Genomic DNA, 22,219 nt, shown 5'->3' with positions numbered 1-22,219 from the left:
CGCCCGAACAGCGGCCCCAGACACACCCCCACCAGCCCGTAGGTCAACGCCAGCAGCAGGTTCCCGGTCGCGTACAGGCCCCACTGACGAGCATCGAACACCGCCGCGGTGACCAGCAACGACGACGCGGTCACCACCACCACCGCCACCGCGATCACCGTCAACCGGACCGCCAGCAGCACCCCGGCACCGAAGCCGGCCAGCGACAGTCGCCGATCACCGCTGCGCGCGTCGAGTACCACGAACAACCCGGCCAGCGCCGACAGCGAGGCGATGGCGATCGGAGTCATGGTCCCGGCGTGCACGTCCGGCAGCCAGAACACCTCCGTCACCGTGCGTCCGTCCTCGACCAGGGAGAACATCCCGGACTCGGGGACGGTCATCGCCTTCGACAACGCGATGAACACGATCGGCACCACCACCAGCAGCACCCACAGCACGGGGTTGCGGCGCCAGTCCCGCAGCCCCATGTCCAGCCCCACCGCGAACCGATCCGCGCGTCCGCCCCGGCCGCTGCGCCCGCCACGGCGGCGCACCCCGCCGACCGTGATGGTGACCACCACGGCCCCGACGATCAGAGCCCCGGTCATCCACACCAGCGCCCATCCCAGATCGCCGACCTTCCCGCCGTGGCGGGAGGGCACATCCACCATCCACAGCGTCACGAAATGGGTGGGAAACCCGCGGGTGGCCACCCGCTCCGCCGAACCGATCGCCGGCCCGAAGAACACGTCGACGATCCAGACGAACAGGATCAGCACGGTGCCGTTGACCGGGTTACGCACCAGCGCGCCGACCACCGCCCCGAGGGCCAGATAGATCACCGCGAACATCACGGTGCCCACCGTCACCCGCACGGGAGCATCGATGCCGGTCCGCACCGCCAGCGCCAGCAAGGCCACCGCCGAGACCAGCACCGCCAACACCAGGCCGGTGCCGAGCCGGGCGAGCACCAGTCGCGCTACCGCCAGGCCCGCCGACACCAACCGCCGGTCCGCCGCCCGTGCGGCATTGATCTGGAAGTACATCGCGATCCCGGCCAGGAAACCCGCCGCCCACCCGGCCGTCGCCGTTTCCACCGCCGGTCCGCCCGCGCCACCGAGCAGCCGGGCCGCATCGGCCATCGCGCCGGCCGCGACGATCACGAATATCACCGGCACGACCACCAGCACCAGCAGGTTCACCGGGTTGCGGACATAGTCGGCCAGGAACCGGCCGATCAGCGCCCGGACGTCGCCGGCCGTCGACCGCAGTGCCGGGACGAGGCTCATCGCGGCACCGTCCGGCCCTCCCGCAGATCGACGATGCGATCGAACCGCTGCTCGTCCGCCACGAAATGACTGATGATCAACACCGAGCGGCCCGCCTGCCGACGCTGCGCCACGATCTCCCAGAACCGCAGATAGGTATCCCAGTCGAACCCGGCATAAGGCTCGTCCAGCAGCAACACCTCCGGATCGGCCAGCAGCGCCAGCCCCAGGTTCAATTTCGCCAGCGTCCCGCCCGACAACCGGTCGGCGCGGGTGCCGGCGTAGCGTTCGAATCCCAACGCCGCGTACAGGTGGCCGCGGGAGCGGTGCGCGACCTCCGGGCTCATCCGGTACGCCCGACCGAACAACTCGAAGTGCTCGTCGCACGTGAGCCGGTCGTAGACCACCGGCTGCTGCGGGCAATAGCCCAGCCGCCGCGGACGGCGCACACTGCCGGCATCGGCCCGCAAGTCCCCGACGAGAATCTTCATCAGCGTCGACTTGCCCGAGCCGTTCTCCCCCGCCAGCCCGACAACTTCCCCGGGACGCAGCACGAGCTCCGCCCCGCGCAACACCGGGGTGCGGGGCCGCCCCGGCCACCAGCCGCGACCGAAACTCTTCTCGATCCCATCGGCCGCCAGCAGCAACGCCTGCGCCGAACCGGCCGTGGACTCCGGGGAACCGGATTCGGAGACAGCCATCTCTCACCTCGGACACTCGAAGGCGGCACGCGCCACCGGCGCCTTCTTCCACCGCGGTTGCGGCGGCGCACTCACCGTAGGTGCCCACCGCTGTAGCCCAGCACGAGATCCGGTGAAGATCTGCTGAAGAAACCCACCCGATACCGGCGCTGCCCACCGCTACCGGCTGGCACCGAGCCGAAAACCACCCCGGTCCGCTACGGAGGTGGGCTACGACAAAGTCCGGCTAGGGCAACAGGCCCTGCCGACGGGCCTCGACGACCGCCTCGTGCCGGCTGCCCACCTCGAGCTTGCCCATCAGATTGCGCATGTAGCTCTTGACGGTCTCCACGCTCAGCGACAGCCGCTCGGCGATCTCGGCGTTGCGGCACCCGAGCGCCACGTACGCCAGCACATCCCGTTCCCGCGCCGAGAGCCGCACCGCCGGTGTGGCCGCCCCGCCGGTCAGCGTCCGCAGCTTCTCCTCGACCTCCCGCAGGCGCGCCTCGATCGCCGGGTCGGACGTCTGTGCCGCGATCTCGCGCAGGGCCAGGTAGCTCTCGGTGATGCCCTCCGACACCGACACGGACACGGCGGACGGGGCGGCGGCGCGGGCGTTGTCGATGAGGGCGACCCGCCGGTCCACCTCGTCCCGGATCTCGATCTCGCGGGCGAGCCTGCGGGCCGACCGCATCACCTGCTCGACGACCACGTCGCCGATCGGCAGGCTGGTCCGCAGGCCGCCGTACAGGGCGGCACGGGTGCGGCGGCGCACCACCACCGGCACGGCGAGCAGCGACTCGATGCCCTCCCCCGCGACCTCCCGGTCGTACTCGTGGGAGATCTGGGGGGCGTTGAAGTAGTCCGCCACCGCGCCGGGCCGCTGCTCGGCGACCACCTTGCCGCCGAGCCCGCACTCGGAGCTGATCACCAGGTCGCGGAGGATGCCGCTGCGCGTGCCGACGAAACCGGACAGCAGCATGTCCCCGCCGTGCACGGTCCCACCGAACAGCACGGGCATCCCGGTCGAGATCTGCAGCTGCCGCAGCTCGGCGCGCAGGGCGTCCTCGTCGCTCGGCCGCAGGTGCGCGTGCGGACCCTGGCGCGTCGACGCAACCTTCGGCGTCCCGGCCCTCGTCGCCGCCGGGTTCGTCACCGCCTGGTTCGTCGACACAGACCTCACCGGAACCACCTCCGAGACCGCGAATACCCACTTCGGAGGGTAGCGGGGAATCTGTCGTGACTCATAACCTCCACCCGTTCCGGTGTTGCAGCGATCACAATGGCGTACACCGACCGAGTGCCGAAGTCCCGGAGGTATCCGTGCCCACCCCCACATCCGTCCCCACCGCCCGAACGGCGAACCACACCCCGCTCAGCCCCCTGCGGTTCCTCGAGCGGTCGTCGTCCGTGTTCCCCGACCGCACCGCGATCGTCCACGGCGACCGCCGCTACACGTACGCGCAGTTCGCCGACGAGGCGCAGCGCCTGGCCCGGGTCCTGCGCAGCCGGATCCAGCCGGGCGACCGGGTGGCCTTCCTGGCGCCGAACGTGCCGGAGCTGCTCATCGCGCACTTCGCGGTGCCGCTCGCCGGGGGCGTGCTGATCGCGCTGAACTCCCGGCTCGCCGGGCCCGAGCTCGAGTACATCCTCGGGCACGCCGAGGCGTCGCTGCTGTTCGTCGACTCGGAGTTCGTGGGATCGGTCGCCGGTGTCACGGCCGGCGTGCCGTCGCTGACGGCGATCGTGGAGGTGCCGGATTCGACGGTCCCGTACCCGGACGTGCCGGCCGGGATCGTCACCACCCGGTACGACGAGTTCCTCGCCGCCGCCGACGACCTCGACGCCACCCCGCTGCACTGGGGCGTCGACGACGAGGAACAGGTCATCACCCTGAACTACACGTCGGGCACCACCGGCAAGCCGAAGGGCGTGATGTACACGCACCGCGGCGCCTACCTCAATTCCTTCGGCGAGACGTTCCACAACGGGTTCGACGGGAAGACGCAGTACCTGTGGACCCTGCCGATGTTCCACTGCAACGGCTGGTGCACGCCGTGGGCCGTGACGGCGGCCGCCGGCACGCACATCTGCCTGCGGGCCGTGCGGGCGGACGCGATCTGGGACGCCATCGACCACCTGGGCGTCACCAACCTCTGCGGCGCCCCGGCGGTGTGCTCGACCATCGCCGAGGCCCCGCAGGCCCACCGGCTGGACCGGCCGCTGCGGATCACCACGGCGGGCGCGCCGCCGTCGCCGACGGTGATAGCGCAGCTCGAGGCGATCGGCGTGACCGTCGTGCACGTGTACGGCCTCACCGAGGTCTACGGGCCGTACACGATCTGCGAATACCAGGACTCGTGGGACGACAAGCCCGCCGAGGAACGCGCGGCGCTCCTGTCGCGGCAGGGCGTGGGCATGCTCCAGGCGGAGAACGCACGGGTCGTCGACGCGAACATGAACGACGTGCCCGCCGACGGGCAGACGATGGGCGAGATCGTGCTGCGCGGCAACAACGTCATGGCGGGTTACTTCAAGGATCCGGAGGCCACGGCGGAGGCGTTCAAGGGCGGCTGGTTCCATACCGGCGACCTGGGCGTGATGTACCCGGACGGGTACATCCAGCTCAAGGACCGCGCCAAGGACATCATCATCTCCGGCGGCGAGAACATCTCCACCGTGGAGGTCGAGCAGGCCCTCGTCAGCCACCCGGCCGTGCTGGACGTCGCGGTGGTGGGCGTGCCCGACGAGAAGTGGGGCGAGCGTCCCAAGGCGTTCGTGATCCTGAAGAAGGGCGAGACCGTGACGGCCGAGGAGCTGATCTCCTACACGCGCACGTTGCTCGCCGGGTACAAGGTGCCGCGGGAGATCGTGTTCCCGCTGGATCTGCCGCGGACGCCGACCGGCAAGATCCTCAAGTTCGAGCTGCGGGCCGCGCACTCGGCGCAGGCCTGACGCCGGCCGCGCCGCCGGTCCGGCGGCGCGGCCGTTTCGACTTCGATACCGCGGATTGGATACTGAGAACCATGGCACTCGGTCCCGACTCCGCCCGCCGCATCGACGCGACCGGCCCCGATCCCGCCCAGTTCCGGGTGCACGTGGTGACGCAGGCGATCCGTCTGTTCTCCGAGTACGGCTACGAGTCGACCACCGTCGAGCAGATCGCGTCGGCCGCGGGGGTGTCGCGACGGACCTTCTTCCGGCAGTTCCGCTCGAAGGAGGACGTGATCTTCGCCGATCACGAGTCGCTGCTCGAGCAGGTCGCCCACTATCTGTCGGGGAACTTCGACGATCCGTGGGCGGCCACCGCCGAGGCCGCCGAGCTGGTGTTCGGGCACTTCCGGGACAAGCGGGAGCTCGCGGTGTGGCGGTATCGCGTGGTGCAGCGGGTGCCTGCGCTGCGCGAGCGGGAGCTGGTCACGACGTACCGCTACGAGCGGCTGTTCACCGACTACCTGCGCTCCGCGGTGCCGTCGGAGTCGGGGGTGCGGATCGTCAGCTTCGCGGCCGCGATGACCGCGACGCACAACTTCCTGCTGCGCGCGATGATCCGCGGCGACGAGTCCGCGACGGCGGAGGAACTGCGCCGCGCGCTGCTCGAGGTGCGACGCTCGTTCGGTGTCGCACCGGGGCAGAGCGCCGCGCCGGCCACCGGTCCGGCGCGGGACGACGGGCGCGTGATCACGGTGGTGACCTATCCCCCGGGCACGTCGCCCGCGGAGATCGCCCACCAGGTACAGGCGCAGCTCGAGGCGGCGTCGGACTGACCCTCCGGGGGTGGCCGACGACCCACCACCCCATTGACGTGGCACTGAGTGCCGTGGTTCACTGGAACCCGATTTCGTGACGTCGCGAACCCTCCATTCAGTAGGATGGGTGCGACACCAATTCAGAAACTGGCACCGCGTGCCGATAGGAGTCCGCCGTCATGGCCTTCAACCCGGAGTTCGGTCTGTTCAAGCTGGGCGAGGAGCACGATGAGCTCCGCGCCGCCATCCGCGCGCTGGCCGAAAAGGAGATCGCGCCCTACGCGAAGGACGTCGACGAGAACTCCCGCTTCCCGCAGGAGGCCCTCGACGCCCTCAACAAGTCCGGCCTGAACGCGATCCACGTCCCCACGGAGTACGGCGGCGACGGCGCCGACTCGGTCGCCACCTGCATCGTCATCGAGGAGGTCGCCCGCGTCTGCGGTTCGTCCTCGCTGATCCCGGCCGTGAACAAGCTCGGCACCATGGGCCTGATCCTGTCCGGCTCCGAGGAGCTCAAGCAGAAGGTCCTGCCCGACCTGGTCAAGGGCGACATGGCGTCCTACGCGTTGTCCGAGCGGGAGGCCGGCTCCGACGCCGCGGGCATGCGCACCCGCGCCAAGGCCGACGGCGAGGACTGGATCCTCAACGGCTCCAAGTGCTGGATCACCAACGGCGGCAAGTCCAGCTGGTACACCGTCATGGCCGTCACCGACCCCGACAAGGGTGCCAATGGCATCTCCGCGTTCATGGTGCACAAGGACGACGAGGGCTTCGTCGTCGGCCCCAAGGAGAAGAAGCTCGGCATCAAGGGCTCCCCGACCGCCGAGCTGTACTTCGAGAACTGCCGCATCCCCGGCGACCGCATCATCGGCGAGCCCGGCACCGGCTTCAAGACCGCCCTCGCGACCCTCGACCACACCCGCCCCACCATCGGCGCGCAGGCGGTCGGCCTCGCGCAGGGCGCGCTCGACGCGGCGATCGCCTACACCAAGGACCGCAAGCAGTTCGGCAAGCCGATCTCCGACTTCCAGGGCGTGCAGTTCATGCTGGCCGACATGGCCATGAAGGTCGAGGCGGCACGCCTGATGGTGTACACCTCCGCGGCGCGCGCCGAGCGCGGCGAGCCGAACCTCGGCTTCATCTCCTCCGCCGCCAAGTGCTTCGCCTCCGACGTCGCGATGGAGGTCACCACCGACGCCGTGCAGCTGTTCGGCGGTGCCGGCTACACCACCGACTTCCCGGTCGAGCGGATGATGCGCGACGCCAAGATCACCCAGATCTACGAGGGCACCAACCAGATCCAGCGGGTCGTCATGTCCCGCGCGCTGCTCCGCTGACGCGGCGGCAGTAAGTTCACCCTGGTCCAACCTTCGTATCGAGGAGAATCTCCCGTGGCAGTGGAATTGATCGGTGTAGTCGGTGGCGGCACGATGGGGGCCGGCATCGCCGAGGTGTGCGCCAAGGCCGGCAGCGACGTGATCGTGCTCGAGACCAGCGAGGAGTTCGCCGACGCGGCCCGCAAGCGCGTCTCCGGCTCGATCGGCAAGGGCGTCGCCCGCGGCAAGATCACGCAGGAGGAGGCCGACGCCGCGATCGCGCGGGTTCGTGTCACCACCGACGTCGCCGATCTCGCCGACCGTGATCTCGTCATCGAGGCGGCACCCGAGATCGAGTCGCTCAAGGTCGACATCTTCACCAAGCTCGATGCGGTCGTGAAGCCCTCCTGCATCCTGGCGACCAACACGTCGTCGCTCCCGGTGATCAAGATGGCCCAGGCGACGTCGCGCCCGGGACAGGTCGTGGGTGTGCACTTCTTCAACCCGGTGCCGGTGATGCCGCTGGTGGAGATCATCTCGGCGCTGACCACCGAGGAGGAGACGGCGAACGCCGTCTTCGACTACGTCAAGAACACCCTCGGCAAGACGACGGTCCGCGCGGGCGACCGCGCCGGCTTCATCGTCAACGCGCTGCTGATCCCGTACCTGACGTCCGCCGTGCGGATGCTCGAGTCGGGCTACGCGACGAAGGAAGACATCGACGCCGCGATGAAGGGCGGCTGCGGCTACCCGATGGGCCCGCTCACCCTCATCGACACCGTCGGCCTCGACGTCACCCTCAACGCCGCCCAGTCGCTGTACGACGAGTTCGCCGAGCCGCACTACGCGCCCCCGGCGCTGCTGCGCCGCATGGTCGACGCCGGCCGCCTCGGCCGCAAGACCGGCCAGGGCTTCTACAGCTACAACTGAGCCCCGCAGCACGAACCCCGTCGCGACGCGCTCGCGGCGGGGTTTCGTCGTCTCCGTGATCACCCGCGCGCATCGGTGCCTTCCGCGCGCGGCTGCGCCGAGCGAGCGGACCTACGCCGGGGGTGCGTCCCGGTCCACGTCGGACCGTTCCTCCACGCGCCGGTGCAACGCGCCGATCCGCGAGTCGAGAGCCCGGGCGCTCTCCGCGGCGGCGCGCAGTTCGTCGAGCATCTCCTGCGGGACGTGACCGTCGAACTCGGAGCGCAGCCGCGTCGCCACGCTCTCCCACGACTCCATGACCCCGGTGCGGATCTGCACCTCGACGTACACCGTCCGTACACGGCCGGTCGACGCCACCGGCCCCTCCACGACGAGGCACAGCCCGCGGTACCCGTCCGGGCCGGCGCGCTTGATGTAGTCCCTCGCCTCGACCACCCGCACGTCCCGCCGGGCGACGAGCAGGTCCCGTACCCGGTACACGTCGGCGGTGACGGCGCACGTGAGCCGGATCCCGGCGACGTCCCGCCCGACGTCCTCGATCCGCAGCGGGGGATCGGCCTCGTCCAGGACCGAGTCGGGCGTGGTCAGCCACGATTCGGCATGCTCGACGGGATCGTAACCGTGGGTGTCGGCGAACTCGCTGCGGACGATGTCGATCTTCGTCCGTAGCTCTTCGACCCCGAACCCGCAGGTCTTCAGGAACCGGGCCAGATCCCGCCGGAGGATGTCAGTCCGCCCGGGTCCGCTCCCCCTCATCGCCAGCCTCCTCGATGCGCGTCTGCGAATCCGCCGGCCCTGCGCGACGACCGTCGCGCAGCACCTGTCGCAGCGTCCGCGGCGATACGCCCGCCTCGCGGCGGGCCTTGCCGCGGGTGACGAGCACCCCGATGATCGCCACGATCCACACGGGATACTGCGCCAGCCAGGCGACCCGGAACGCCTCGAAGGTGTAGCCGCCGAGACGCTGCAGGATCACCCCCATCGCCTGGATCACCAGCAGGGACGCCAGGAATCCACCGATATTGACCATGCCCTGGGCGGTGCCGAGCGCGGTGCTCGGGTTGAATGTCCGCGCATAGTCGAATCCGATCATAGACCCGGGTCCGCCCACCGAGATGGTCACGATCAGGAGGACGAGCAGCCACATCGGGGCCGGCGCCGGCAACAGCAGCACGACCGTCCACATCGCGGCGTTGCTCACCATGATCGACAGCACCAGCCACGATCGGTGCAGCGGGAACCGGCCGCTGAGGATCCCGAGCACCGGGCCGGCCGCGATCGCCGAGACCACGGAGAGGGTGAGCAGCGAACCGGCGGCCGCCGCGGACAGTCCCTGCGCCGACTGGAGGTACGGCACGCCCCACAGCAACGCGAACGTGGTGATGGAGAATTGGGTCCCCATGTGGGTGAAGAAGCCGAGCCGGGTGCCCGGTCTGCGCCACACCACCCCGATCTGCCCGAGCACCTGCCGCATCCCGGCAGCCTGGGTCCGCACGACCACCCCCGGCGGCGCGTCGCGCACCACCGCCACGGCGAGCACGCAGGCGAGCACGCCGAGCGCCGCGGCGCTCGCGAACGCCGCGCTCCACCCGGCGCTACCCAGGATCAGGACGAAGGGCAGCGCCGAGAGCACCTGCCCGAGCTGCCCCAGGATGCCGGTCAGCTGCGACACCAGCGGCACCCGCCGCGTGTCGAACCACACCGGCACCAGCCGCAGCACCGAGATGAAGGTCAGCGCGTCGCCCGCCCCGACGAACACGCGGGCCGCATAGGCGGCGGGCAGCGACTCGGTGAGGGCGAGGACGAGCTGCGCCGCCGCCATGATCGCCGCACCCGAGGCGATCATCACCCGGGAGCCGAACCGGTCGAGCAGCACCCCGGCCGGGATCTGCATGCCCGCGTACACCACGATCTGCAGGACCACGAAGCCGGACAGCACGGCCGGGGTGATGTCGAAGCGTTCGGTCGCGGCGAGTCCGGACACGCCGAACGACGTGCGATGCATGACGGCCACGACATAGGCGAGGACACCCACGCCCCACACCCACCAAACCCGTTTCATGATGAAACGACCCTACGCGGCGAGGCGCCTACCCGCCGGTAGTCACTCCCGGCCCCACGACACCCACGTCGGGTCCGCGGCCCGCCCACCGACGACCGCGTCGGCGAGGGTGTCGAGCCGGGCGGTCTGCTCGTCGGTGAGACGCACGTCGAGCGCGCCGGCGTTCTCGGTGACCCGTGCGGCGTAGCGGCTGCCCGGAATCGCCACCGACGGCAGCCCGAACTGCCGTGCCTTGGCATCCAGCCAGGCCAGCGCCACTTGCGCGACGGTGGCGTCCGCCTCGTCGGCCACCGCGCGCACTTCGGCGCGCAATCGCAGATTGGCGGGCAGCACGTCGGCGCCGAACCGGGGGAAGCGCCGGCGCAGGTCCTTCTCCCCGATCCGGGCGGCATCGAACGCATCGGTGAGCAGACCGCGGCTGACCGGGGAGTACGGCACGAAGCCGATGCCCAGTTCGGCGGCCGTCGGCACGACGTTCTTCTCGACGTCCCGGGAGACGATGCTCCACTCGGACTGGATCGCGGCGATCGGGTGCACGGCGTGCGCGCGCCGCAGCTCGTCGCCGGTGGCCTCGGACAAGCCGATGTGCCGGATCTTGCCGGCCTGCACCAGTTCGGCCAACGCGCCGACCGTGTCCTCGACGGGCACGTCCGGGTCCACGCGGTGCAGGTAGTACAGGTCGACGCGGTCCACCCCGAGCCGGCCGAGGGACTCGTCGAGGGCCTTCCTCGCGTACTCGGGACGGCCGTCGATGCCGCGATTACCGCTGCCCAGCGCACCGACGAGCCCGAACTTCGTGGCCACCTGCACCTCGTCGCCGCGGTCTTGCAGCAGCTTCCCGACGACCCGTTCGCTGGTGCCGTCGCCGTAGACGTTCGCGGTGTCGACGAACGTGACCCCCAGGTCGACGGCGTGATGCAACGTCGCCAGGGCCTCGTCGAGATCGACGGGTCCGTAGGCGGGCGAGACCGACATCGCGCCGTAGCCCTGGGCGCTGACGGTCAGGCCGGGGGCGAGCTCGACGGTGGGGACGGGCATGACTTCTCCAGTACTGTCCGGACGATCGGGGGACCGCACCAGGTGCGGCGACACCGATCCTTCCGAACATCGCAGGCTGTCGCACGTCGGGAAACCCGGTGCCGCCGCCACCGCCCGCCTAGGCTGAATCCATGTCGTACGACTGGCTCGAACTGCAGCACATCGCCCGGCAAGGTTTCGAGAGCCGGCTCTCGGCGGTTACCGACTGGTCCGCCCCCACCCCCGACACCGAATGGGACGTCGCCACCCTGGTCCGGCACGTCGTGGACGAGCAACGGTGGGTGCCGCCGCTGCTCGCCGGCAGGACGATCGGCGAGGCGGAGGCCGAACTCGACCCGCTCGGCGACGATCTGTCCGCCGAATGGGATCGGCACGCCGTCGACGCCTCCGTCGCGTGGGCGTCCACCGACCCGGACAAGCAGGTGCACCTGTCCTACGGGATGGTGCCCGCCCGCGACTATCTGCGGCAGCAGGTCGCGGACATCGCGGTCCACACGTGGGACCTGGCCCGGGCCGTGGGGGCCGACGAGCGCCTCGACCCCGACCTGGTGGCGGCCGTGTGGGAGGACATACAACCGCAGCGCGACATGCTGGCCGCGAGCGGGCTGTTCGCGCCGCCCGTGCCGGTGCCCGACGACGCGCCCGTGCAGGACCGGTTGCTGGCGCTGACCGGGCGTGATCCCCGACCGGGAGGAACGCGATGAGCAGCGCGACCCAGCCGGAGGCGAGCAGCGCGACCGAGCCGGACATCAAGCCCCGCAGCCGCGACGTCACCGACGGCCTCGAGAAGACCGCGGCGCGCGGCATGCTCCGCGCGGTGGGCATGGGCGACGACGACTGGGGCAAGCCGCAGATCGGGGTGGCCTCGTCGTGGAACGAGATCACCCCGTGCAACCTGTCACTGGACCGGCTGGCGCAGGCGGTCAAGGACGGCGTGCACGCCGCCGGCGGCTATCCGCTCGAGTTCGGCACGATCTCCGTCTCCGACGGCATCTCCATGGGCCACGAGGGGATGCACTTCTCGCTGGTGTCGCGGGAGGTGATCGCCGACAGCGTGGAGACGGTCATGCAGGCGGAGCGGCTCGACGGGTCGGTGCTGCTCGCAGGGTGCGACAAGTCCCTGCCCGGAATGCTGATGGCCGCCGCGCGTCTCGACCTGGCGGCCGTGTTCCTGTATGCGGGGTCGATCCTGCCGGGCGTCGCGAAGCTGTCCGACGGATCCGAACGCGACGTGACGATCATCGACGCCTTCGAGGCGGTCGGCGCCTGCGCCCGCGGGCTGATGAGCCGGGAGGATGTCGACGCGATCGAGCGGGCCATCTGCCCCGGTGAGGGCGCGTGCGGCGGCATGTACACGGCGAACACGATGGCCAGCGCGGCCGAGGCGCTCGGCATGTCCCTGCCGGGAAGCGCGGCGCCGCCGGCGACGGACCGCCGCCGCGACGGGTACGCCCGCCGCAGCGGGCAGGCCGTGGTGAACCTGTTGCGCCGCGGCATCACCGCTTCCGACATCCTCACGAAGGAGGCGTTCGAGAACGCGATCGCCGTGGTGATGGCGTTCGGTGGGTCGACCAACGCGGTGCTGCATCTGCTCGCGATCGCGCACGAGACGCAGGTCGAGCTGAGCCTGGACGACTTCTCCCGCATCGGTGCGCGCGTCCCGCACCTGGCCGACGTCAAGCCGTTCGGCCGGCACGTGATGCAGGACGTCGACCGCATCGGCGGCGTGCCGGTGATCATGAAGACCCTGCTCGACGCGGGCCTGCTGCACGGCGACTGTCTCACCGTCACCGGGCGGACCGTCGCCGAGAACCTGGCCGAGATCGCCCCACCCGACCCGGACGGGAAGGTGCTGCGCGCACTGGGCGAACCCATCCATCCCACGGGTGGCATCACGATCCTGAAGGGCAGTCTCGCCCCGGGTGGCGCGGTGGTGAAGTCCGCCGGGTTCGACGAATCGGTGTTCGAGGGCACCGCCCGGGTCTTCGAGCGCGAGCGTGCCGCGATGGACGCGCTCGAGGACGGCACGATCACGGCGGGAGACGTGGTGGTGATCCGGTACGAGGGCCCGAAGGGCGGGCCGGGGATGCGGGAGATGCTCGCCATCACCGGCGCGATCAAGGGCGCCGGCCTCGGTAAGGACGTGCTGCTGCTCACCGACGGGCGGTTCTCCGGCGGCACGACGGGCCTGTGCGTCGGGCACGTGGCGCCCGAGGCGGTCGACGGTGGCCCGATCGCCTTCGTCCGCGACGGCGATCCGATCCGCCTCGACGTCGCGAACGGCACCCTCGACGTACTGGTCGACGAGGACGAACTCGCGTCCCGCCGGCAGGGGTGGGAGCCGCTGCCTCCCCGCTACACGCGCGGGGTGCTGGCGAAGTACACGAAGCTGGTCGGTTCGGCGTCGGGCGGTGCGGTCTGCGGCTGACCCGATTCGCGGATCCGTCGAGACGGTGGAGAATCGACCTGCCCGACGGCGCCCTACCGATCGAGACCGAGGTCGACTTCCCGGCCGTCGAGGGCGCCCCGCAGGATCGCCTGGTCGGCCAGGTCCTCGGCCAGGAATTCCCGGAGCAGGTCCACCGCCTGCACGATCTTCCGGCTGCGCAGCGAATAGAAGACGTTGTTGCCGGAACGTCGCGCGTTCACGATCCCGCGCTCGCGGAGAACGGACAGATGCTGGCTGGCGTTGGACTGGCTGAAGCCCAGCGCCTCGCACAGGTCGCCGACGCTGAGTTCGCCGTCCCGGAGCTCGTTGATGATGAGCAGTCGCTTGGGGTCGGCGATGGCCTTGCAGACTCGGGCGTGGAGTTCCTGCAACTGTGCCGCGATGTCCTGTTCCATCACCCCTCCGAACCGAGCGTCGGGTGCCGATTATAGGTGCGCCGGTTGGGTGGCAGCGGGGCGCCGGCTCGGCGAGCGCGATGGTGTTCGTCGGTGGCCGCGCCGTTCAGTGGGCGGCCTTCAGCGAGGTGGATGCCGCGCATTGGTTGCGGCCGACGTCGAGGACCTCGAGCTCGTCGTCGGCGGGGGCGAGTTGTCCGGCGTTCACGCGGCGAATTGTCTCGTAGGTGTGCGGGGCTGCGGGCAGCGAGTTCACGATCTGCTCGACGAAACGTTCGACGGCGCGCTCGTTCAGCAGTGTGGCGGTGAAAACCTCCGCCAGCGTGGTGACGACCAGTCCGTCGGCGTTGATCTCGTCGCTGCTCGACCAGTGGGCCGGGGCGATCGTCGTTCGCGGGTCGAGGGGCCGCAGCCTCTCGTGCACGCTGCGGAACAGATCCCTGGCCAGCTCCTCGGCCCGGCCGGTCAGGTCGGGCCGGCCGAGTCCCCGGACGAAGACGGTGTCGCCGGCGAGCAGGACCGAATCGCTGACCAGCAGTGCCGTCGTGCCGGGGGTGTGGCCCGGCAGGTGCATGGTCATGGCCCGGACGACGGTGGACCCCAGGTCGAGTTCGTCGCCCTCCTGCAGCGGCCGGTTGGGGAACGGGACGATGCCGCCGGCGTCCTCCGGCGGCAGGTGATACTCCGCATCGAGCCGGGCTGCCAGTGCCGGGCCGCCACTGACATGGTCCGCGTGCACGTGGGTGTCCACGACGTGCACGATCGAAACCTCGTGCATTCGAGCGAGTTCCAGGTATGCCCCGGTCGACCTGGCGGGGTCGACGACGATGCCGCGGCCGCCGGGCACGCCGACGAGGTACGACAGGCAGGCCTTCGCCGGGCGCTGGAACTGCCAGATGCGCACGTCGCCGGGTAGTCCGGTGATCTCGACGGGAACGAGGAGCCGGTTCCACGCATCGGTACCGCCCTCGAGGGAGCGGGTGCGCAGGCCCAGCGTCTCGAACTCCTCGGCGACCAGTTCGGAGCCGTTGCCCTGTCCGCAGACGACGACGGCGCCCGCCCGCGTGACGGCGGCCTGTTCCTCGAGTTCCTCCATCACCCGATAGACCGGGACGTGGCGAGTGGGAACGGGCCGGGGTCCTTCGATCCTGCCGGCCCGGAAATCCTCGGTGCTGCGGATGTCGAGGATCTCGGGAACGGTGCCCGCCTGGAGCTCGCGAAACAGTTCCAACGCTGTGACGGTATCGGCCACGTGTCCTCCCCGGGACGAAACGGGCGGGTGGTCCGCGTACCGGGAGGGCGACTTTCCGAGCCATCTTGCGGTATGCGCATACACGAATGTAGTGTCCTGGATCACATATCGCAACACTCCGCGCGAAGGCCGGACGAGGCCTCCCCGGCAACCACGAAAGGGGCCGGCGCATGTCGGACAACCCGCAGCGTGACGTCGACGACGCCCCGGAGAGCATGACGATCGTGGCCTGGAGCGGCGATCTGGACAGAATGTGGCCGACCCTGATCCTGGGCTCCACCGGCGCCGCCTACGGCATGTCCACGACGATCTTCTTCACCTTCTGGGGACTGTTCCCCCTGGTGCGCGACGACGTCCGGATCACCGGCACCGACGCGATGACCAGGGCGCTGGCCGGCATGAACCGGCCGGGAATGCGGCACATGAAATTGTCGAAGCTCCACCTGGCCGGCGCCGGACCCTGGATGATGAAAAAACTTGCGCGCCAGAAGAACGTGGCCCATCCCGCCGAGCTGGTCGAGATGTGCACCGAGCTGGGCGTGAACCTGTGGCCGTGCGAGATGACCATGGACCTGCTGGGCCTTCGCCGCGACCAGCTCCTCGAGGGAGTGGGCGAGCCCGTCGGTGCGGCCACCGCACTGTCCGCCATGAGCAGGTCCCGGATCAGCCTCTTCATCTGACCCTTCCGAACCCAGGAGCGGACCGTGGACCACCAGATCGACGTCGTCGTCGACGCCAAGGGACAGAAATGCCCGATGCCCGTGCTGCTCGCCTCGCGTGCGATCAAGAAGCTCGAGTCCGGGCAGATCCTGCTCGTCGAGGCCACCGACGGCGGATCGAAACGCGACATCCCGTCGTGGGCGACCGACACGGGAAACGAACTGCTGGAGAACACGAGCGAAGACGGCGTCCACCGCTACCTCATCCGGAAGAAGTGAGACGGTGCGCTACGGATTCGCGATCGATCAGCGCACGTGCATCGGCTGCCATGCCTGCACGGTCGCCTGCAAGACCGAGCACGAGGTGCCGCTCGGCCAGTTCCGCACGTGGGTGAAGTACGTCGACGCCGGTGAGTTTCCAAACACCACAAGATCTTTCGGTGTGATGCGCTGCAACCACTGCACCGACGCACCGTGCGTGAAGATCTGCCCCACCGGCGCGTTGTTCAAGCGCGACGACGGGATCGTCGACTTCGACAACGAGCGCTGCATCGGCTGCAAGAGCTGCATGCAGGCGTGCCCCTACGACGCCATCTACATCGATCAGGACACCCACACCGCGGCGAAGTGCAACATGTGCGCGCACCGCGTCGACAACGACATGGAGCCTGCCTGCGTCGTGGTCTGCCCCACCCACTCGATCTGGGTCGGCGACCTCGACGACCCGACCAGCGGTATCGCCACCCTCGTCAGCACGCAGCAGACCGCCGTGCGCTCCCCGGAACAGAACACCGGGCCGAACGTCTTCTATCTCGGTGCCGACCGAGCGGTCCTCGATCCGCTGGTCGCCCCGGTCGCCGACTCCTACATCTGGGCCGAGCCGGACGCGCACCGCCGCGAGACCGCCGCCGACCTGCCCGGGGATCGCACCACGAAGGCGCGCACCACGCTGAACACCGCGCATCCCCGGCCGTGGGGATGGCGCGTGACGACCTACCTGTGGACCAAGGCCGTCGCCGCCGGCGCTCTCGCCGTCGCGGGGCTGGCCCACATCCTCGGCGTCGACCTGGGATGGCTGGGCGACTACGCGGCGCCCGCCGTGGCCATGGGAGGCGCGGCCCTCACCGGAGTCCTGCTGATCTGGGACCTGAAGCGGCCGGAGCGCTTTCTCTACATCTTCCTCGAGTCCAACTGGTCCTCGTGGCTCGTGTGGGGCGCCTACGCGCTGGCCGCCTTCGGCGGGGTCGCCGCCCTGTGGGTCCTCGCCGCCCTCCTCGGATCGGCATGGGCCGCAACCGTGCTCGCCTGGGCCGCCCTGGTCTCCGGCGCGCTGGTCGCCGGCTACACCGGTTTCCTCTTCGGGCAGGCCGAGGGCCGCGACCTGTGGCAGTCACCGTTGTTGTTCTGGCATCTGCTGGTTCAGGCCGCCATGGTCGGGACCGGGGCGCTGCTCGTCGTCGCGCCGTTCGCGGGTCTGTCCGACGGGGCGGTCGGCTTCCTCGTGCGCGTCTTCGTGCTCTCGACCGGACTGCACCTGCTGATGCTGGTCATCGAGTACTCCGGCCGGCACGCCAGCCGGCAGGCGACCCTGGCCGCGCACATCATCACCCGCGGCCGCTACGCCCGGCTGTTCTGGCTGGGGGCGATCGTCCCGGCAGTGGTGGCGGCCGCACTGGCCGCCCCGTCGTGGAACGGATTCGCCGGTGCCGTCCTCCTCGTCGCGGCCGGCCTGCTGACACAGATCTCACTGCTGGCCTACGAGACTGCGTTCGTCCGGGCGGGCCAGGACCCACCCCTGTCGTGAGCGGCCCGACCGGCACCCGATCACCCACCCGAAGGGAACCCCATGTCAGCCGAGACGGAGCACACCCCGCCCGGGTCGGCGCTGCCCGGTCAGCGCACGCACGAGCGGCTGCGGAACTTTCCTCCGGTCGAAAACTGGGACCACCACGTCGAATACGACGCCAAGGCCCACCCTCGTAAGGTGCCGCACGAGTACATGCTGGTGCCCACCACCTGCTTCAACTGCGAATCGGCATGCGGTCTGCTCGCATACGTGGACAAGTCGGACCTGTCCATCAAGCGGCTCGAGGGGAACCCGGCCCATCCCGGCTCACGCGGACGCAACTGCGCCAAAGGTCCCGCGACCATCAACCAGATCAAGGACCCCGAGCGCATCCTGTATCCACTCAAGCGCGTCGGTGCCCGCGGCAGTGGGCAGTGGGAGCGCATCGGCTGGGACGAGGCCCTCGACGACATCGCCGCCCGGATCCGGGCCGCCATCGTCGAGGACCGCCGGGACGAGGTCGTCTACCACGTGGGCCGACCCGGCGAGGACGGCTTCGCCGAGCGGTTCCTGCTGGCGTGGGGAGTGGACGGACACAACAGCCACACCAACATCTGCTCCGCCGGCGCCCGGCTGGGCTACTCCCTGTGGGGTGGCTACGACCGGCCCTCCCCGGACTACGCGAACGCCAAGGTCATCCTGCTGATCTCGAGCCACCTCGAGACCGGGCACTACTTCAACCCGCACGCGCAGCGGATCATGGAGGGCAAGGTCGAGGGCGGCGCCAAGGTCGTCGTGCTCGATCCGCGGCTGTCGAACACCGCGTCCCACGCCGACCTGTGGATCGCCCCGTGGCCCGGCAGCGAGGCCGCGATCCTGCTGTCCGTCGCGTCATACCTGCTGCGCACCGACCACATCGACCGGGCATTCCTGCGCCGCTGGGTGAACTGGCCCACCTACATGAAGCACCGCCACCCCGACCTGCCCGCCGACGACTTCGACGCGTTCGTCCGCGCACTGACCGAGGACTACGCCTGCTTCACCTTCGCCTTCGCCGCGCAGGAGGCGCAGGTACCCGAGAAGCAGATCGCCGAACTCGCCCGGATCGTCGCCACCGCCGGCTCGGCCCTGTCGGCGCACGTGTGGCGGGCGGCGACCGCCGGCAACCTCGGCGGGTGGCAGGTCTCGCGGGCCCTGTTCTTCCTCAACGTGCTCACCGGCAGCGTCGGTACCAAGGGCGGCACCAGCCCCAACGGCTGGGACAAGATCATCGCCCACGGCCCGAACCTGCCCGAGGGACACGAGTCCTGGAACGAGCTGCTCTGGCCCCCCGAGTTCCCCCTGTCGACCAACGAGATGTCGATCCTGCTGCCACATCTGCTCCAGGACGGCCGCGGCACGCTGTCGATGTACTTCTCGCGGGTCTACAACCCGGTGTGGACCAACCCCGACGGCTTCAGCTGGCTGGAGGCCCTGACCGACGAATCGCTCGTGGGCTGCCACGTCGCACTCACCCCCACGTGGTCCGAGACGGCAACCTTCGCCGACTACGTCCTGCCCATGGGCCACAGCACCGAGCGGCACGACACCCAGTCCTACGAGCAGTACGCCGGCAAGTGGCTCGGATTCCGCCAGCCCGTCACCCGGGTGGCGCTCGAGCGCATGGGCCGGACCGTGTCCGACTCCCGCGAGTCCAATCCCGGAGAGGTGTGGGAGGAGAACGAATTCTGGTTCGAGCTGTCCTGGCGCATCGACCCCGACGGCAGCCTCGGCATCCGCAAGTTCTTCGAATCCCCCTACCGGCCCGGACAGAAGGTCACCGTCGACGAGTACTACCGGTGGGTGTTCGAGAACAGCGTGCCGGGCCTGCCGAAGGCCGCGGCCGACCAAGGGCTCACCCCGCTGGAGTACATGCGCAGATACGGCGTCTTCGAGGTCGCCAAGGACACCTACCGGCTCGACGAACGGCCGCTGACGGCCGCCGAGACCGAGGGGGCGGACCCGGACGCGCACGGGGTGCTGCGCAAAGCCGTCACCCTGGACTCGACCCCACCGCTCGTCGGCGAGGCGGGTGCGGTCGGCGTCGTCCACGAGGACGGCAGCAGGACCGCCGGGTGGCTCACCCCGTCGCGCAAACTCGAGCTGTTCAGCGAGACCATGGTCGACTTCGGGTGGGAGGAGTACGCCACGCCCGGCTACATCGAGTCCCACGTCGGGCACCGCTCGATCGACCCGGCGAACAACGAGATCGTGCTCGTGCCGACCTTCCGGTTGCCGACCCTGGTCCATACTCGGTCCGCGAACGCGAAGTACCTCAACGAGATCAGCAACACGCATCCGCTGTGGACGAATCCCTCGGACGCCGCGCGCTTCGGCGTCGGCACAGGTGATCTGGTCCGGGTCAACACCGAGATCGGGTACTTCGTGGCCCGGGTGTGGGCGACCGAATCGATCCGCCCCGGCGTACTCGCGCTCTCGCACCACATGGGCCGCTGGCGCACGTCCGAGAACGCCGGCTCCCGTTGGGCGATGGGCCTCGTCGATCTCGACAACGACGGAAACGGGGTGTGGCGATTGCGCTACAAACAGGGCGTACAGCCGTTCCGCAGCGACGACCCGGACAGCGAGCGGATCTACTGGGACGACCCCGGCGTGCATCAGAACCTCGCCTTCGCCGTGCACCCCGACCCGCTGTCGGGCATGCACTGCTGGCACCAGAAGGTGCGCGTGGAGAAGGCTGACGCCGACGACCGGTACGGCGACGTGGTGGTGGACACCCGGCGGTCCCGCGAGGTCTACCGCGCCTGGCTGGCGTACACCCGGCCCGGCCCCAGCCGGTCCGGGCTGCGCCGCCCGGAGTTCCTGATGCGTCCGGTCAAACCCCGCCGGCGTGCCTTCCGCGCGCCCGGGACGGAGGAGCGAACATGAGCCTGCTGTCGCGGAGGACGTCCGGCCCGGCGGTCTCCGCGGCCGCGGTGCGTGCCGCGCTGGCCCGGGTCGAGGATCCCGAGTTGCATCTGCCGCTCGAGCAGGCCGGCATGCTCGGCGAGGTGCGGATCGATCGCTCCGGACTCGTCCGGGTGACGGTCCGGCTCACCACCGCCTCGTGTCCGATGCAGGCCGCCCTCTCCGCCGACGTCGCCGCGGCCGCCGGGGCAGTCGCCGGCGTGACCGGCGTCGAGGTCGTCTTCGCGACGATGAGCGAAACCGAGCGGAGGCGGCTCGCCGCCCGCTTGCGCGGCGCGAGACCCGCGGACGCTCCCCCCTTCGGTCCCGATTCGGCGACCCGGGTGTACGCCGTGGCCTCCGGCAAGGGCGGCGTCGGGAAGTCGACGCTCACGGCCAACCTCGCGGTGGCACTGGCCCAGCAGGGCAAGCGGGTCGGCGTTCTCGACGCCGACGTCTGGGGTTACTCCGTTCCGCATCTGTTCGGGGTGCGCCGCGCACCGGTCGCCCTGGAGGGAACGATGCTGCCGGTCGAGGCCTTCGGCGTCGCCCTCATGTCCGTCGGGTTCTTCGTCCGCGACGACGAGCCGGTCGTCTGGCGCGGCCCCATGCTGCACAAGGCGATCGAGCAGTTCCTGCGCGACGTGTACTGGGGTGACCTCGACGTCCTGCTCATCGACCTGCCCCCGGGCACCGGAGACGTGACACTCTCGCTGCTCGAACTCGTGCCGGACGCGGCGCTCCTCGCCGTCACCACGCCCCAGCCGGCGGCCCAGACCGTCGCCCAACGGGTGGGCCGCATGGCGCGTGATCTGCGGATGCCGGTAGCCGGCGTCGTGGAGAACATGTCGGCGCTGGTGTGCTCGTCGTGCCACGCGAGCACACCGTTGTTCGGTACCGGAGGCGGCGAGCGCCTGGCCCGGGCCATCGCGGCGCCGCTGCTCGGGCAGGTGCCCCTCGACCTCGACCTGCGCGTGGCGGGCGACAGCGGCGTCCCGGCCGTGGTGGCGACGCCGTACGCCCATTCCGTCTCGCAGATCCGGCAGATCGCCGCGGCCCTGCCGGCCCCGAGACGAAGCCTCGTCGGCCGGCCGCTACCGCTGTCGGTCCCGTAGCCGGCCGGCGCCTGTGCGTCAGATGGGGCGGTAACCCGCACCGACGCCGCCACGGGCGTCGACGTCGCCGAGGATCGTGACGAAGTTGGTGCCGACCTCCGGGCCGATGCACGGCGTGAGCAGGTATGCGTTGACCATCGCGACGAGGGTCGTGCCGACGACCAGCGGGGCGCCGGAGTCGCCCTCGACGACGCACACCTGCGTCCAGGTCTCCTGGGAATTGAACACGTCGCCCCACACGACACCACAGGTGTTGCCGGTGGTGCGGCCTTCCTTGCACGCCACATTGGGGAACCCCACGGGGGTGCCGACGCCGGTGATGGTGACGTTGCCGACGCGGTTCACCGGCGCGACGCGGCCGCGGTCGAACTCGATCACCGAGTAGTCGAGCACCTCGTTGGTGCCGACGATGCGCCCGACGACCCCGGCCCCGGGGTCCACCTCGGACTTCACGGTCGTCCCGGGCCCGCCGCAGTGTCCGGCGGTGAAGCCGACGAGCCGGCCGGCACGGTCGTTGCCGATCGTGGCGAGCGTGCAGTCGAACAGATCCTCGGATCCGTTGCCGAGCGTGATGCCCGACCCGCCCCCGAGC

General features: G+C 70.1%; 20 protein-coding genes. 11 read left to right on the top strand and 9 right to left on the bottom strand.

Annotated elements, in window-relative coordinates; translation table 11 throughout:
• The 3 genes from G6038_RS26070 to G6038_RS26060 form a co-directional block, all read right to left on the bottom strand.
• On the bottom strand, positions 1–1,271 hold a 1,271-nt coding region (locus G6038_RS26070; RefSeq protein WP_165041133.1), incomplete at its 3' end, for an ABC transporter permease.
• The gene (locus G6038_RS26065; protein ID WP_240918742.1) at positions 1,268–1,951 is read right to left on the bottom strand and encodes an ABC transporter ATP-binding protein; all 684 of its coding nucleotides are present in this window, start codon (positions 1,949–1,951) and stop codon (positions 1,268–1,270) included. The genes G6038_RS26065 and G6038_RS26070, both read right to left, overlap by 4 nt.
• Before the next feature lie 226 nt (positions 1,952–2,177).
• Positions 2,178–3,014 carry a LuxR C-terminal-related transcriptional regulator gene (locus G6038_RS26060; protein WP_165041137.1) on the bottom strand — a complete coding sequence of 279 codons (837 nt, stop codon included), beginning with the start codon at positions 3,012–3,014 and terminating at the stop codon, positions 2,178–2,180.
• A gap of 239 nt (positions 3,015–3,253) precedes the next feature.
• Here G6038_RS26060 and G6038_RS26055 point away from each other — a divergent pair, with 239 nt between their 5' ends.
• The 4 genes from G6038_RS26055 to G6038_RS26040 all read left to right on the top strand — a co-directional run bounded on the left by G6038_RS26055 (position 3,254) and on the right by G6038_RS26040 (position 7,925).
• Complete coding sequence (locus G6038_RS26055; RefSeq protein ID WP_165041131.1) at positions 3,254–4,885, top strand: acyl--CoA ligase family protein; 1,632 nt, start codon at positions 3,254–3,256, stop codon at positions 4,883–4,885.
• Positions 4,886–4,956: 71 nt separating this feature from the next.
• Positions 4,957–5,697 carry a TetR family transcriptional regulator gene (locus G6038_RS26050; protein WP_165041129.1) on the top strand — a complete coding sequence of 247 codons (741 nt, stop codon included), beginning with the start codon at positions 4,957–4,959 and terminating at the stop codon, positions 5,695–5,697.
• A gap of 161 nt (positions 5,698–5,858) precedes the next feature.
• Complete coding sequence (locus G6038_RS26045) at positions 5,859–7,016, top strand: acyl-CoA dehydrogenase (RefSeq protein WP_165041127.1); 1,158 nt, start codon at positions 5,859–5,861, stop codon at positions 7,014–7,016.
• A 60-nt stretch (positions 7,017–7,076) separates the two neighbouring features.
• Positions 7,077–7,925, top strand: a complete 849-nt coding sequence (locus G6038_RS26040) for a 3-hydroxybutyryl-CoA dehydrogenase (RefSeq protein ID WP_165041135.1) — start codon at positions 7,077–7,079, stop codon at positions 7,923–7,925.
• 111 nt (positions 7,926–8,036) lie between these two features.
• Here G6038_RS26040 and G6038_RS26035 read toward each other — a convergent pair whose 3' ends face one another.
• From G6038_RS26035 to G6038_RS26025, 3 genes are read right to left on the bottom strand one after another with little or no spacing between them, the layout of a single operon-like run.
• On the bottom strand, positions 8,037–8,681 hold the full coding sequence (locus tag G6038_RS26035; protein ID WP_165041125.1) for a (p)ppGpp synthetase: 645 nt from the start codon (positions 8,679–8,681) through the stop codon (positions 8,037–8,039).
• Entirely contained in the window at positions 8,653–9,987 is a 1,335-nt protein-coding gene (locus G6038_RS26030) for an MFS transporter (RefSeq protein WP_165041123.1), read from the bottom strand. The genes G6038_RS26035 and G6038_RS26030 overlap by 29 nt, the downstream gene beginning before the upstream one ends.
• Positions 9,988–10,029: 42 nt before the next feature.
• Positions 10,030–11,025 carry an aldo/keto reductase gene (locus tag G6038_RS26025; protein ID WP_165041121.1) on the bottom strand — a complete coding sequence of 332 codons (996 nt, stop codon included), beginning with the start codon at positions 11,023–11,025 and terminating at the stop codon, positions 10,030–10,032.
• Positions 11,026–11,156: 131 nt separating this feature from the next.
• Here G6038_RS26025 and G6038_RS26020 point away from each other — a divergent pair, with 131 nt between their 5' ends.
• Together G6038_RS26020 and ilvD are read left to right on the top strand one after the other, a co-directional pair.
• Positions 11,157–11,729: a TIGR03086 family metal-binding protein gene (locus tag G6038_RS26020; RefSeq protein ID WP_165041119.1), complete on the top strand. Its 573-nt coding sequence runs from the start codon at positions 11,157–11,159 to the stop codon at positions 11,727–11,729.
• On the top strand, positions 11,726–13,453 hold the full coding sequence (ilvD, locus tag G6038_RS26015; RefSeq protein ID WP_165041117.1) for a dihydroxy-acid dehydratase: 1,728 nt from the start codon (positions 11,726–11,728) through the stop codon (positions 13,451–13,453). The genes G6038_RS26020 and ilvD overlap by 4 nt, the downstream gene beginning before the upstream one ends.
• Positions 13,454–13,506: 53 nt before the next feature.
• Here ilvD and G6038_RS26010 read toward each other — a convergent pair whose 3' ends face one another.
• Together G6038_RS26010 and G6038_RS26005 are read right to left on the bottom strand one after the other, a co-directional pair.
• Positions 13,507–13,869 carry a metalloregulator ArsR/SmtB family transcription factor gene (locus G6038_RS26010; RefSeq protein ID WP_165041115.1) on the bottom strand — a complete coding sequence of 121 codons (363 nt, stop codon included), beginning with the start codon at positions 13,867–13,869 and terminating at the stop codon, positions 13,507–13,509.
• 106 nt (positions 13,870–13,975) lie between these two features.
• Positions 13,976–15,100, bottom strand: a complete 1,125-nt coding sequence (locus tag G6038_RS26005) for an MBL fold metallo-hydrolase (RefSeq protein WP_206025642.1) — start codon at positions 15,098–15,100, stop codon at positions 13,976–13,978.
• Positions 15,101–15,291: 191 nt separating this feature from the next.
• Between G6038_RS26005 and G6038_RS26000 the strand changes: the two genes are divergently transcribed.
• Genes G6038_RS26000 through G6038_RS25980 form a run of 5 tightly spaced genes read left to right on the top strand, consistent with a single transcriptional unit; the run spans position 15,292 to position 21,627 of the window.
• Positions 15,292–15,801 carry a DsrE/DsrF/DrsH-like family protein gene (locus tag G6038_RS26000; RefSeq protein ID WP_165041111.1) on the top strand — a complete coding sequence of 170 codons (510 nt, stop codon included), beginning with the start codon at positions 15,292–15,294 and terminating at the stop codon, positions 15,799–15,801.
• A gap of 24 nt (positions 15,802–15,825) precedes the next feature.
• Positions 15,826–16,059 carry a sulfurtransferase TusA family protein gene (locus G6038_RS25995; protein WP_165041109.1) on the top strand — a complete coding sequence of 78 codons (234 nt, stop codon included), beginning with the start codon at positions 15,826–15,828 and terminating at the stop codon, positions 16,057–16,059.
• Positions 16,060–16,063: 4 nt separating this feature from the next.
• A complete protein-coding gene (locus tag G6038_RS32200; protein WP_165041107.1) occupies positions 16,064–17,584 on the top strand; it encodes a 4Fe-4S dicluster domain-containing protein in 1,521 nt (506 codons plus the stop codon).
• Positions 17,585–17,626: 42 nt separating this feature from the next.
• Positions 17,627–20,494, top strand: coding sequence for a molybdopterin-dependent oxidoreductase (locus G6038_RS25985; RefSeq protein WP_165041105.1), 2,868 nt, complete (start codon positions 17,627–17,629; stop codon positions 20,492–20,494).
• Positions 20,491–21,627 (top strand): Mrp/NBP35 family ATP-binding protein, encoded by a 1,137-nt coding sequence (locus G6038_RS25980; RefSeq protein ID WP_165041103.1) that lies wholly within the window; start codon positions 20,491–20,493, stop codon positions 21,625–21,627. Before G6038_RS25985 ends, G6038_RS25980 begins: the two co-directional genes overlap by 4 nt.
• Before the next feature lie 18 nt (positions 21,628–21,645).
• Here the strand turns inward: G6038_RS25980 and G6038_RS25975 are convergent.
• Positions 21,646–22,219, bottom strand: a 574-nt coding sequence (locus G6038_RS25975; RefSeq protein ID WP_165041101.1) for a serine protease, incomplete at its 5' end; no start/stop codon positions are given.

Source organism: Rhodococcus sp. 14C212 (genome assembly GCF_011058195.1).
Classification (GTDB): Bacteria; Actinomycetota; Actinomycetes; order Mycobacteriales; family Mycobacteriaceae; genus Rhodococcus; species Rhodococcus aetherivorans.
The sequence above is the reverse complement of the archived record's forward strand: the minus strand, read 5'-3'. Positions and strand labels throughout refer to the sequence as shown.

Excerpts from the sequence above, each read along its gene's own strand:
- ilvD (WP_165041117.1), top strand. The coding sequence starts at position 11,726 with ATGAGCAGCGCGACCCAGCCGGAGGCGAGCAGCGCGACCGAGCCGGAC.
- G6038_RS26010 (WP_165041115.1), bottom strand. The coding sequence starts at position 13,869 with ATGGAACAGGACATCGCGGCACAGTTGCAGGAACTCCACGCCCGAGTC.
- G6038_RS26050 (WP_165041129.1), top strand. The coding sequence starts at position 4,957 with ATGGCACTCGGTCCCGACTCCGCCCGCCGCATCGACGCGACCGGCCCC.
- G6038_RS26020 (WP_165041119.1), top strand. The coding sequence starts at position 11,157 with ATGTCGTACGACTGGCTCGAACTGCAGCACATCGCCCGGCAAGGTTTC.
- G6038_RS26000 (WP_165041111.1), top strand. The coding sequence starts at position 15,292 with ATGTCGGACAACCCGCAGCGTGACGTCGACGACGCCCCGGAGAGCATG.
- G6038_RS26035 (WP_165041125.1), bottom strand. The coding sequence starts at position 8,681 with ATGAGGGGGAGCGGACCCGGGCGGACTGACATCCTCCGGCGGGATCTG.
- G6038_RS26045 (WP_165041127.1), top strand. The coding sequence starts at position 5,859 with ATGGCCTTCAACCCGGAGTTCGGTCTGTTCAAGCTGGGCGAGGAGCAC.
- G6038_RS26065 (WP_240918742.1), bottom strand. The coding sequence starts at position 1,951 with ATGGCTGTCTCCGAATCCGGTTCCCCGGAGTCCACGGCCGGTTCGGCG.
- G6038_RS26030 (WP_165041123.1), bottom strand. The coding sequence starts at position 9,987 with ATGAAACGGGTTTGGTGGGTGTGGGGCGTGGGTGTCCTCGCCTATGTC.
- G6038_RS25980 (WP_165041103.1), top strand. The coding sequence starts at position 20,491 with ATGAGCCTGCTGTCGCGGAGGACGTCCGGCCCGGCGGTCTCCGCGGCC.
- G6038_RS26025 (WP_165041121.1), bottom strand. The coding sequence starts at position 11,025 with ATGCCCGTCCCCACCGTCGAGCTCGCCCCCGGCCTGACCGTCAGCGCC.
- G6038_RS25985 (WP_165041105.1), top strand. The coding sequence starts at position 17,627 with ATGTCAGCCGAGACGGAGCACACCCCGCCCGGGTCGGCGCTGCCCGGT.